The sequence below is a fragment of the Nostoc sp. MS1 genome (assembly GCF_019976755.1).
Taxonomy (GTDB): domain Bacteria; phylum Cyanobacteriota; class Cyanobacteriia; order Cyanobacteriales; family Nostocaceae; genus Trichormus.
Map to the genome: position 1 here is coordinate 5,758,786 of NZ_AP023441.1, position 12,887 is coordinate 5,771,672.

The 12,887-nt window shown below is 41.2% G+C and carries 7 protein-coding genes; 6 read left to right on the top strand and 1 reads right to left on the bottom strand.

Going from position 1 to position 12,887, the window contains the following annotated elements; all coding sequences use genetic code 11:
• The first annotated feature begins 318 nt into the window (after positions 1-318).
• The 4 genes from NSMS1_RS24775 to NSMS1_RS24790 all read left to right on the top strand — a co-directional run bounded on the left by NSMS1_RS24775 (position 319) and on the right by NSMS1_RS24790 (position 4,602).
• The gene (locus NSMS1_RS24775; protein WP_224087344.1) at positions 319-1,632 is read left to right on the top strand and encodes a dicarboxylate/amino acid:cation symporter; all 1,314 of its coding nucleotides are present in this window, start codon (positions 319-321) and stop codon (positions 1,630-1,632) included.
• 213 nt (positions 1,633-1,845) lie between these two features.
• Positions 1,846-2,487, top strand: coding sequence for a hypothetical protein (locus NSMS1_RS24780; protein WP_224087345.1), 642 nt, complete (start codon positions 1,846-1,848; stop codon positions 2,485-2,487).
• A gap of 20 nt (positions 2,488-2,507) precedes the next feature.
• Positions 2,508-4,256, top strand: coding sequence for a vWA domain-containing protein (locus NSMS1_RS24785; RefSeq protein ID WP_224087346.1), 1,749 nt, complete (start codon positions 2,508-2,510; stop codon positions 4,254-4,256).
• 4 nt (positions 4,257-4,260) lie between these two features.
• Positions 4,261-4,602, top strand: coding sequence for a hypothetical protein (locus tag NSMS1_RS24790; protein ID WP_224087347.1), 342 nt, complete (start codon positions 4,261-4,263; stop codon positions 4,600-4,602).
• Here NSMS1_RS24790 and NSMS1_RS24795 read toward each other — a convergent pair.
• Positions 4,599-5,777, bottom strand: a complete 1,179-nt coding sequence (locus NSMS1_RS24795) for a helix-turn-helix domain-containing protein (protein WP_224087348.1) — start codon at positions 5,775-5,777, stop codon at positions 4,599-4,601. The genes NSMS1_RS24790 and NSMS1_RS24795 overlap by 4 nt on opposite strands.
• A gap of 152 nt (positions 5,778-5,929) precedes the next feature.
• Between NSMS1_RS24795 and NSMS1_RS24800 the strand changes: the two genes are divergently transcribed.
• Both NSMS1_RS24800 and NSMS1_RS24805 read left to right on the top strand, forming a co-directional pair.
• On the top strand, positions 5,930-8,347 hold the full coding sequence (locus NSMS1_RS24800) for a GH116 family glycosyl hydrolase (RefSeq protein ID WP_224087349.1): 2,418 nt from the start codon (positions 5,930-5,932) through the stop codon (positions 8,345-8,347).
• 1,106 nt (positions 8,348-9,453) lie between these two features.
• A complete protein-coding gene (locus tag NSMS1_RS24805) occupies positions 9,454-12,588 on the top strand; it encodes a cysteine peptidase family C39 domain-containing protein (protein WP_224087350.1) in 3,135 nt (1,044 codons plus the stop codon).
• The last annotated feature ends 299 nt before the right edge of the window (positions 12,589-12,887 follow it).

Here is a 12,887-nt window from a genome sequence, read left to right on the forward strand (position 1 = left end):
CTAGAGGTTAGAGAGTAATTAGCGGAAAAAGCCGATGGCAGCAGATAAACCAATCCTTATTGATGATTAGTTAATTTGTCAAGCTCAGTTTTAGATCAGTTCCCTGGTAAGCCAAAACTTGACTAGCATATGCTTACTAATTAAGCGAAATTATTAACATATCTCACTATTAAAGAGAAATCAATGAAGCGTTTTATCTCAACTGCTATGGCTAAGGTTGTGATTGCTTTTGTTGCCTATACAAAAACGCTGTAAGTACAAACTAATACTTACAAAATGCCCAAGCCTTTTGTGAATAACTATATAAAGGTAAAAATTATGAGTCAATCCCAAGGCTTTGTTTTTTCAAAGACCTTTCCATTGTCATTGCAAATTGCGATCGCGCTAATTTTAGCAGTGATTGTAGGCATTTTACTCGGTGGAGGCAACCCCAATGCCAACTTAAGCGAGTTAATTAATCATTTGATAATTCCCTGTAATTTAGTCCTGAAAGCATTGCGTGCTTTAGCCACACCATTGATTGTACTTGCTATTCTCCACGGATTTCTCACAGTCAATATTCCAGGGCGTTCGGGAAGAAAACTCACAGTTTTGCTGTTAACGAATACTCTGATGGCTATTGCTATCGGGCTATTGGTGGCTAATGTATTACAGCCTGGGCGTTGGTGGTCAATCACAGCCCAAGGTGCAGCAGTTACTCATAAAACTCTTGATCCTTGGGGGTTGCTGCAAGATATTGTGCCAAATTCAATATTACAGCCCTTAGTTGATAATAATGTAATTCAGCTAGTGTTTATTGCCTTGGCTTTTGGGGTGGTACTAAGGGCAATCAAAACTGAGCAAATTGGACAACAGAAGGAAGATTATCGTCCGATTGAGCAACTGATTACACTATTGTTTGAGACTGTGATGACGATATTGAAATGGGTAATTGCCCTAGTACCAATCGCCGTATTTGGTATCGTCGCCAAAACGATCGCTTTACAAGGCTTGAAACCATTTATATCATTAGCTGCCTTTGTGATGGCGGTATTAGTTGGGCTATTGCTGCAAGCGATTTACTATACAGCCAGGGTGAAATTTAGTTCTTGGGTAAGTCCACAAAGATTTCTGCTTGGTAGTAGCGATGCACTTTTAACAGCTTTCTCTACCGCATCATCTACAGCAGCTATGCCTGTTACCTTCCAAGTTTTGATGCAGAAAATCGGTGTGCGGGAATCTTCTGCATCGTTGGGTGCTTTGGTGGGTAGCAATTTTAACAATGATGGAACTGCATTGTATGAAGCTATGTCTGCATTATTTGTTGGGCAGTTGTTAGGACTGCATTTGAGTCTACCCCAACAATTGATGGTGGTGTTAACATCTATTTTCGCTTCTGTAGGGGCTGCGGGTATTCCCGAAGCTGGGCTTGTGACAATGACTTTGGTGTTTACTTCTGTAGGATTGCCAACTCAATATATTGCCCTACTAATTACGGTGGATTGGTTTCTTGATCGCTGTCGGACTGCAATCAATGTGATGGGAGATATAACTATTAGTTGCTTACTAGATGGTCATAAACAGCACATTGAAATGCCGAATATTTCTCAAGAGACTGCATATTTGCCAGAAGATTTATCAATTGATAATTGATAATTGACAATTGTTTTATTCAAGGTTGAAAACCTCTCATTTCAAGAAAAAAATTGACCCTGAGCGTTCGCGCAGCGTCTCGTAGAGAAGGGTCAAAAAATAAATCATACTCTCTAATCCTATCTCACTTCTAAGGAGAGGTAATCGACAACTTTCAATTGACAATTGTCAATTGTTGAACGCAGAAACCCAAAAAGAATGAGAGTTTAAAGCATGAATCGCATTATTCCTCGAAATTTAAGGAATTTGGCACAATACCAACAAACTTACTGGCTCATAGCTGGGGCAATTAGTGGATATATTGGCTTTGTGCTGATATTAGGAACGACTCCTTTAGTTATTGGTATTGGTGGTGCGATCGCTTTGGCGATGATCGCTGTTTGGTTTCGGACTGTGAACCAAGCCTTGGCTAAATCAACACACAACCTATTAGAGAGAGAAATTTTTCTAGCACATTTAAACAAGTGTCAACGCCAAATAGATAAAAGTTCTCAAACAACTTGGCAACAGTCATATCAATGGGCAAAAGCAACGCAACAATTTGCCCAGCAAATTGCACAGTTAGAGCCTACCTTAATTCCCGAATTAATCGAGGCGCTGCATACTGTACTGGATTTAACACAGCAGGTAGTTTCCGCCTTAGCCACAACTCATCAAGTTCAATCTTCTAAGTATCATTTCTTAGCCAAGCAACAGTTACAAATTAGTTGCGATCGCCTCGAAAATACACACAATCAATTGCAACATTTGCACGATCAATTCTTACTCTCCAGGGTTAACCAAAATCATAATGAACTCAATCTTCCCAAAACTTTGCAAGTGATAATTACAGAAAATAAAACAGCCATCAATTAACAATTCAAATACTGCCATTATTGACAACCATAAAACTTTTCAAAAAACTGCCAACACAATTTATTGTCTGTTTTTTGTGCGGGTTAATTAGCGTATCACTATTAACTTGTAATACCCCGACAGTAGATTCTTTTGAAAGTGCCTACCGCGTCTTACAAGAATCTTTGTTACCTCAAATATCCGTTGAACAAGCCCCGATTTTTGATGCAGTCGCTCAAAGTTACAGCATTCAAAAATTAGCAGAACCTTTACCAAATCTGGACGATTTTCCCCTCTATGCTGCCAAACCATCAACTGATAGTAATATTGCTTATATTGAAATTTTTGGTTCTGCGGAAAAATCTAATGGCGAAAAGCAAGATGAGCGTTGGTTGGTAGATGTTGCAGAAGCCTTTAACGCTAAAAAAATCACCACAACTTCGGGAAAAGTGATTCAGGTAGGAATCCGCAATATTCCCTCTGGTACTGCAACAAGGCTTTTGGCTGCTAAAAATGTACAGCCGGCTGGGTTTACACCTTCCCATCAGCTATCATTAAAACTTTTAACACAGCAAGGAATCACAACTTCCACTATTACCCCAAGATTAGTATCTGATTTTGCTGGTTTTGTTGTGGATGGAAAAGCTGATCAAGAACTAGCAAAAAACGGTGATGTCAGCTTTGAGAAACTACTGAAGGCGATTTTATCTGGCAAACTCACAGTGGGCTATCCTAATCCGTACAGTAGTGGTACATCTTTGAATTTGTTATACACGTTATTTTGGCGTAGTGCCGGACATCATCAAGACGGTAAACCTCTCATTGCCTCAGAATTACAATCACCACAGGTAAATTCAGTTTTTGATACCTTTCAGAAACAGGTGTTAATTACAACATTAACAACCCTTGACTTGAAAGAAATTTTTATTCGCGATCGCCAAAAATTGCAAGCCTTTCCCCTAGAGTATCAAAGTTTTCAAAACCTGAAGAAACTCCCTGGATTTGAAGATGTGGTATTTGTCCCCTTTGGTGTACCACATGATAGTCCTTTGGTAGGGTTTAGTTGGAATAATAGCGTGCAAAATGAAGGTTTACGGCGATTTAGTGAGTTTGCGCTTTCTTCCCCAATGCAGCAGCTAGCCAAAGAAAAAGGCTTTAACCCAGGTATTAACTTTAAAAGTAATATTCCCATTCCCGATGGTGAAGTTCTGCAAGCGGCCCAGTCTTATTGGAAACAGCGTAAAGATGGGGGACGTACAGTTAATTTAATGATGGTAATTGATACGAGTGGTTCAATGGAAGGCGATCGCCTCAAAGCCGTCAAAAACAGTCTGAAAATTGCCGCGCAGTCAATTAATTCTGGTAACTATGTCGGATTAGTTACATTTAGCGATCGCCCCAGACAAATCCTACCCCTTGCACCTTTTGATGTGCAACAACATCAACGTTTGTTAGCGGCGGCTGATTCCTTAAGCGCTGATGGGGAAACAGCGATGTACGACGGAATGATAGTCGGTTTATCACAACTAATGCAACGTCAAAAAGCCGATCCTAATGGACGATTTTATTTGTTACTGCTAACTGATGGTGAAGTAAATACAGGATTGCGCTTTATACAAGTCAGGGATGTTCTTAAATATAGTGGCGTGCGCTTCTATCCCATTGCTTACGGCGAAGTCAACAGAGGCGAATTGCAGGAAATAGCCAATTTGCGAGAAACAACAGTCAAATCCAGCGATTCGCAAAAGCTACAAACATTATTCACTGAACTATTTCAAACCAACTTGTAAACTTATGAACCGTTCTTTGTTGACAATTTTGGGCTGTGGTTGGGGATTATTTCTGGTTACGGGAGTGGCGATCGCACAAATTTACCCAAGTGCAATTTTACTAATTGATAAAAGTTATTGTCCTCCCGCACAATGGCAGAAAATAGCTCAAATCTATACACAAAAGTATGAAAATCATCAGTTGCACACAGTCATTTTATTTGATGATTTGAGCCAAGAAAAATTCTCACCCCCGCCAGACCCATCTATAATTAGCCAGTTATCCACCTACGGCCGTCCAAATTTAAAACGACAATCACAGCTACAAAAAACTTACCCAAAAGCTCAATTGTTGAGTTGTCATTAACTCAACAAAGTCTTTACAGATTTGAGAATGACTGGTTGTAAATAAAAGCGTTCTATCTCACCATCTTTCATCGTTTCTATCAATGCCCTCCGCTTTAAAGATAATAGTGCTGCTAAAATTTCCCCATTGGAAGCATGATTCGTTAGATGTAATAGTATCTCATTGCAAGTGAATCCTTGCACTTCGGTAGCTAAATCCTTCATTAACATTTGTTCCAAAGTGGAAATATGCTTTAGCCATTGCGTCACTAGGGGGATAAATTCACCAGAAACTAAAGTTCCAGAAGCTAAAAACTCTCCCACATCCCCAGCAAATAATTCATGAATAAAATTAGCGGCAATATTGAGAAACAAGGGATTACCACCATATTGATTCACCAAAGCTATCCACTGTTGAGCATCAAAGGTAAGTTGATGATGTTGCAAAAGCTCAATTGCACCTTCCATGAGTCCACCCAGAGGGAAAATCACCGCATCACTCAACAGATTTAATCGTTCTGGTTGTTCTCGGCTAGTGAGAATTACACAACTATCGTGAGACGTTTGTAAAAACTTATAGAGAAAATCTGCGTATGGTTCATATTCTGCAAGATATTGTCCTCCACGGTTGCCCCCTAAAATGACATCCCAACCATCAAAAACTATCAGCGTCTGGGGCGGTAAAATCGGTAGAGCATCTGTTGTAGGGACGTTAAGGTGAAACGAAAACCACAGAGTTTTTTGAAACCTTGCGCCTACCCACTCTGCTAGTTTTACTGCTAAAGTCGTTTTTCCTATACCCCCCATCCCTGTAATTGCAATCAGGCGTTTTCCCTTCTCAATTGCCTGGGCGAGCGTTGCTAGTTCATAACCTCGTCCAAAAAATAAAGAAATATGCGGAATCTGAGGTAAAGGTAATGGAGAAGGACGTTCAATCAAGTCTTGCCAATTACAACCCAAAACCTGACAAAACGCTTTCAATACTGTAGCGTTAATCGCATCACCGTTTAAAAAGCGTCTCCATGTCCCTAAAGATACCCCTGTGGCAAAAAATTCGGCATTTTCCCAGTTTTGCCCAGGTGCAAGAATTTGACTTGCTACCTCTAACCAACGGGGATCATCTATTGTCCAACCTTTTTCCTTACGAGCTTGTTTGATAATTTGCAACCCTGTTTGAGAAAGTTTCAGGCTAGGCATTACAGGTCAGTGGGAGAATGGATCAAATTCTTTAAGCTCAATTCTAAATCACCACGATGGGAATTGACCTTTAGCCTCCCCGATCCCCTTGAGAAAATTGACACATCGCGTTAAGCTTCCTTAGCGTAACTGCACAATTGTGACATTAGGTAATGACAAATCAATCCTCCCCGCAAATTCCCTCCTCGGCTTGGAAACGTCCTATTGGGTTAGGTTGGGATATACCTTATACTGTCCGCTACGCTAGTAATATTGATGATGGGCCTTGGCATGGGATGCCATTAGGTGGCTTTGGTGCAGGTTGTATTGGTCGGTCTTCGCGGGGAGATTTTAACCTATGGCACATTGATGGGGGTGAGCATGTTTTCCAAAATTTTCCGGCTTGCCAATTTATTGTGTTTGAGTCAAATGGCTCATCCTCCCAAGCTTATGCTTTGTCTACGCAAGCACCGGATGATGGTAGCCTGAAAAGTTGGCAATGGTATCCTGCATCGAATGGAACACAGGAAACAGGCACATATCACGCTTTGTATCCTCGTAGCTGGTTTGTGTATGAGAATGTTTTTCAGGCGGAGTTAACTTGTGAGCAGTTTTCCCCCATTTGGGCTAATAATTATCAAGAGACTAGTTACCCTGTAGCGGTGTTTGCATGGCAAGCGCATAACCCCACCAATGCACCTATCACACTCAGTATTATGCTGAGTTGGCAAAATATGGTGGGTTGGTTTACGAATGCGCTCAAATCTCCCAATGTGCGGGTGCGGGATGATGGGAGTCCAGTTTATGAATATCAGCCGCGTGTGGGGGAAAGTCAGAGGAATTACAATTATTTAGATGAAACTCCCCAACATATTGGTTGCTTTTTCGGTCGGGTGGGTATGACTGAACCTTTACAAGAAGGTGAAGGGAGTTGGTGTATTGCGACGTTGAAGCATCCCCAAGTGGAGGTGTTTCACCATACAAGATGGAATCCTGTGGGTACTGGTGAGGAGGTATGGCAGAGTTTTGCGGCGGATGGTTCTTTGCCTAATTATATAGATACCACGGCTGCGGCAGAGAATGAACAGTTGGGAGGAGCGATCGCAGTTCGTTTTACTCTCCAGCCTGGGCAAACTCTGGAAATTCCCTTTGTGCTGAGTTGGGATTTCCCGGTGACAGAATTTGCTGCTGGCATTAATTACTATCGCAGATATACAGATTTCTTTGGTAAATCTGGTGATCATGCTTGGGCGATCGCAACTCTGGCTCTAGAACAGTATAAAACTTGGCAACAACAAATTGCCAGTTGGCAAGAACCCATTCTGAATCGAGAAGATTTACCCGACTGGTTCAAAATGGCTCTATTTAATGAATTGTACGACCTCACCAGTGGGGGAACTCTCTGGAGTGCAGCCACACCAAGCGATGCCATTGGACAGTTTGCGGTGTTGGAATGTTTAGACTATCGTTGGTATGAAAGTTTGGATGTCCGGTTGTATGGTTCTTTTGGGTTGTTGCAACTCTACCCAGAATTAGAAAAATCTGTAATACGTGCTTTTGCTAGAGCAATTCCCCAAAGTGATGATACTCCCCGTGTGATTGGTTATTACTATACCATTGGGGCAGAAAGTCCGCTTGCTGTACGTAAAGCCGCAGGTGCAACACCCCATGATTTAGGCGCACCCAATGAACACGTTTGGGAGAAGACTAATTATACCAGCTATCAAGATTGTAATTTGTGGAAGGATTTAGGTTGTGATTTTGTCTTGCAAGTATACCGGGATTATCTTCTCACTGGTGCTGACGATGTGCAATTCCTAGCAGACTGCTGGGATGCAATTGTAGAAACCCTTGATTATGTGAAAAAGTTTGATTTAGATGGGGATGGGATTCCCGAAAACTCTGGTGCGCCTGATCAAACCTTTGATGACTGGCGTTTGCAAGGGGTTAGCGCCTATTGTGGAGGTTTGTGGTTGGCGGCGTTGGAGGCTGCGATCGCCATTAGCGATATTTTATTACAAAATCACCAAGATGCAGCAACCAAGGAAAACCTCCTTTCCCAAAAATCCACCTATGAAACTTGGTTAAAGCAATCCCTACCTATCTATCAGGAAAAACTTTGGAATGGTAAATATTATCGATTAGATAGTGAAAGCGGTTCCGATGTGGTGATGGCAGATCAATTGTGTGGACAATTCTACGCAAACTTACTAGAACTACCGGAGATTGTACCAAGCGATCGCGCCATTTCTGCATTACAAACTGTATATGATGCCTGCTTCCTCAAGTTCTACAACGGTCAATTTGGTGCAGCTAATGGAGTGCGTCCTGATGGTTCACCAGAAAACCCCAAAGCTACCCATCCTCTAGAAGTTTGGACAGGGATTAACTTTGGTTTAGCAGCATTTTTGGTACAGATGGGAATGAAGGATGAAGGCTTAAGATTAACGCAAGCAGTTGTAGAGCAAATCTATAATAATGGTCTACAATTCCGCACACCTGAAGCCATCACCGCCGCCGGAACTTTCCGCGCCAGTACCTACCTACGCGCTATGGCAATTTGGGCGGTGTATTTGGTAATTAGTCACTAGTTTTGTAGGGTGTGTTATCGCGCCAGCGTAACGCACCGCAAATCTGGGGCGGTGTGTTAGGACTATCGTCCATAACCCATTACTGGCGTGGCAAGGCTAAAATTTTGCAATAGATTTTGGATAAAAATGAACGCAGATAAACGCAGCGAAAAGTTCTGTAGGAGGGTTTCCCTCCGTAGGAAACTTTTCAAGATAAATGAACGCCGATAGCAAGATGATAGATTGTCCGCTAATGCACAAGTTTAGTCTGGTCACGCCACTACCATACTTAAATCTTTTATGGACAAGCTTTTTTTGACTTGTTTGTACGCAGTAGCCTGGGAGGGGTAGGGGTGGGTTACTCGCCATCGCTATGAAAATATAAAGTCTTTCTTAAATTTTCCGTGGAAATAATTAAAAAACCGACCTTTGTAATAGAGAACGTCGGTTTTTCCCAAAAAATATTTCAGCTTTTCTTGCTTAATTTATCTATATTTCCGAGATTTAATCCACCTGTGAGGGGTAATAGCTATCTTGCCAATTGTGACGTTGTGATTAAAGCCTTAACAGAAAAAATCTGTAACATGAGATACACAATAGCATTTATATTTGCTTTAGTATCTCTCTCTTGGGTGGGATTCTATTTGGTATTTAAAAATGAGTGTTAACAGTTTTTGGATTTATTTTCCGGGAGTTCAATTAACTAAAAGAAAATGTAAATAAGTTTAAACCAATTTGCAAACGACTATCTTATTCATGTTCTCTCAAACGATTACTACATTAGGAGAGTTATTAAATTTATGTTCATGAAGAACTTTTTGCAAATTACAAATTAGGTTTCCTGATTTTTTCCTAAAAATTTTGTTGTTATAAACTGAAGCTACTTTAACAACCCATAATTAGATTTTTTACCTTTAAGCGAATGTACTCATGAATGACCGACAAACCATAAATATAAAGTTCATGAATACTGGTTAAATATTTTGTGAAAATTGATAAAATTTTAAAATAAATATTTTCCTAAATCTCATCCTGAGCTAATACTTAGCAATTAGTTTAATTGCTGATATGAAATTGATTTGCCCAGGAATCAGCCAAGAGTTTACCCACAAAATAGAAATTAAACTATGAATCCCTCTTCGTCGTTAAGAGTTCAGGGAGGGCTGCAACAAGATTCTACTCAGCAGCTATCTTCCACTCCAGAAGCGGCTATCCTCAATTTGGTGAGGTTAGTTGCAGGGGATATTAGTCTAGTTTCAGAGTTTAGCCAAAGTTGGGTAGTTCGAGAGTTTGAATTAGGTGATGACCTGACAAATTATGTAGTAGATGAAGCAGATACAGATAGTAATAGTGTTATTTATTTAATTTGTCAAGGTAGAGTCCGTCTGTTAGGTTTTAATCAAAAGCTGGGGCGGGAAATTTCTACTCAATTGTTGTTGGCTGAACAAACTTTTGGGGCAGATCATTTCTTTTGTCATCAAGCATTACCATATCGAGCGATCGCAGCAAGTGAAGGTTTTGTTATCTCAATGACAATTGCTGACTTGAAACTCTGGTTACAACGCCTTCCCCAACTAAAAAATCACTTGCAGCGTTTAACCCGTGAACGACAAGCGCTGATATTCCTAAAAGGTTATACTAAGTTACACACAATCAAGAGCAAAAAGCTTAAAGAATTACTTCCTTATTTAACAGCTAAATATATTCCGGCTGGCTCATTATTATCAGCAGCAACCCCATCAGAAAAAGGGCGGTTTTGGCTGGCGAGTGGTCAAGTGCAATCTATATCAGTAGGTAGCTTCATCCCATCGGTAGGTGATAGTTGGGGATATCCTGAATCCACATTACCAGATGGAACAGCGCAAACAAATTTGCTAGTTTATCAACTATCGCCGGAAAATTGGGAAGCGGCAAGAGCAATCGCACCTAATTTCTTTACTGATGACTATCAACCACAAGAACCAGCAGCAGAAGAGGTTGATGTTGTCCCTACGGATAGTAAACCACAAATTGTTCTGCCTAAGTTAAAAACTTTGCGTTCCCCAGAAGCACCAACCATAGCCACATCTAACATTGAAGATATCGACCTTCCCCAAGGAGAAAAGCGGCAAAAAGGCAAGTTTTCCTATTCCTACCCATTCATCCAACAGCAGAGTTCTTCAGATTGTGGTGCAGCGTGTTTGGCAATGATTAGCCAATATTGGGGTAAGCGTTTAAGTCTTTATAGCTTGAGAAACTTGGCACAGGTAGATAAGACTGGCGCATCTTTGGAGGGTTTATCTGTAGCTGCCCAAACCTTGGGTTATGATGTGCTACCAGTGCGGGGAAGTTTGCATAAGCTAGAGTGGCACTATAATCCCTGGATTGCTCACTGGCAAGGCAACCATTTTGTAGTAGTGTGGCAGATAAAAGGCGATCGCGTTCTCATTTCTGACCCGGCTGTTGGGCGCAAATGGGTATCGCGGTCGCAATTTGAAAGTAGTTGGACTGGATACGCTTTACTTTTAGACCCCACAGAACGTTTTCAAGCCCTCAAGAGTGAAAAATTCTCTTTGGGTCGTTATGGACAAATATTGTGGCAATATCGCCCATTAATTAGACAAATCGTTCTCGCCTGCTTGTTGGTGCAAGCTTTTGGGTTAGCGACTCCCCTATTTACTCAGGTCATTCTTGACGAAGTAATCCCTGTCAAAAACTTGCCGAATTTGCATATATTTGCGTTCAGCTTTTTATGTTTGGGTATCTGGCGGACTGTATTAACATCACAGCATCAACATTTATTAGATTATTTTGCTAACCGCGTTGACTTAAACTTGATTGGCGGTTTTATTAACTATACATTACAGTTACCCTTACAATTTTTCGCCTCCCGCCAAGTCGAAGATATTATTAGCCGTGTACAAGAGAACCGTAAAATTCAAGTCTTCATCAGTCGCCGGGTAATTGCGGCGGCTGTAGATGTTTTGATGGTGGTGACTTACCTGGGTTTGATGACCTATTACAGTTGGCAACTCACTCTTCTAGTTCTGAGTTGGATTATTCCGGTAGTGTTCTTAACTGTAGTTGCCAGTCCCTATCTCAAGCAAGCATCAAGAGAAATCTTTCAAGAATCAGCCAGACAGCACTCTTCAATGGTAGAGATGATGACTGGGGTGGCGACGCTGAAAACTACAACCGCCGAACGTCCTTTGCAGAAGTATTGGGAGGAACGCTTCTTAAAAATGTTGAAGGCGCGGTTGCGGGGACAAAAGTTAGCCCATCGTCTCCAAGTGATGCGGAATTTAATTAATCATGTGGGTAGCACCCTAGTTTTATGGTTCGGGGCTACTTTGGTGATGGGTGGGAAAATGTCCTTGGGACAGTTTATCGCTTTCAATATGTTGACTGGGAATGTCACAAATCCAGTTTTGGCGTTAGTTGGGTTATGGGATGAGTTTCAAGAGGTATTGATTTCTGTAGAAAGACTCAATGATGTTTACGCGGCTGTCCCTGAAGGAAATTCCCAAACTACTTTATTTGTCATGCCGCCAATTCGCGGTGAGGTACGATTTGAGAATGTGTCGTTTCGTTATAACTCGTTTCAAGAACGCAACGCCTTACAAAATATCTCCTTTGGGGTAAAACCGCATCAAACTATTGGCATCATTGGTCAAAGTGGTTCTGGTAAAAGTACCTTAGCTAATTTACTCGCTGGGTTGTATCATCCTGATACGGGGAGGATTTTGATTGATGGACATGATATGTCTGGGGTGTCTCCCCAATCTTTACGGAGTCAGATAGGGTTAGTAGGGCAAGAGAGTTTTCTATTTTCAGGAACGATTTTAGAAAATATTACTTTGCACGATCAAGAATTAAGTTTAGTGCAAGCGATCGCCGCCGCTAAGTTATCAGGCGCACACGAGTTTATCCAAGCCTTACCTCTAGGTTACGATACCCAAGTGGGAGAACGGGGTTTTATGCTATCTGGCGGACAACGCCAAAAAATTGCGATCGCCCGTGCTTTGATTAGAAACCCTAGAATTTTGATATTAGATGAAGCCACTAGCGGTTTAGATGCCGAGTCAGAACGCCGCTTTCAACAAAATTTAGCCCAAATTAGCGAGGATCGCACGACTTTTATTATCTCCCATCGCCTTTCGACTGTCCGCTACGCCGATCATATTATTGTGTTAGACCAGGGGATGGTAATTGAACATGGGACTCATCAGGAACTAATGGCGATCGCGGGACTTTATCATCACTTAGCACAACTGCAACTATAAAAAAAGATAATATCATCTCCGCTTCAACACTTATCATATAGTGGAGTTTGGTAATGGGTAATTGTTTTCTCCCATTACTCATTACCTACTACCGACCCCAGCAAGCATATCGAAATAGCAACAATTATATATTTATGTACTCAACCGTACAGACTTTTTCTATCAAATCCTAATAGTGTTTCCTCTCCATTAGTAGGTATTTACAACTGTAAGCAAATACCCAAGATTTTCAGGCAATGAAGGGTATTACCCCCTAATTAGCCGAGGATTTTATATCTTATGCCCACATAGCATATTCG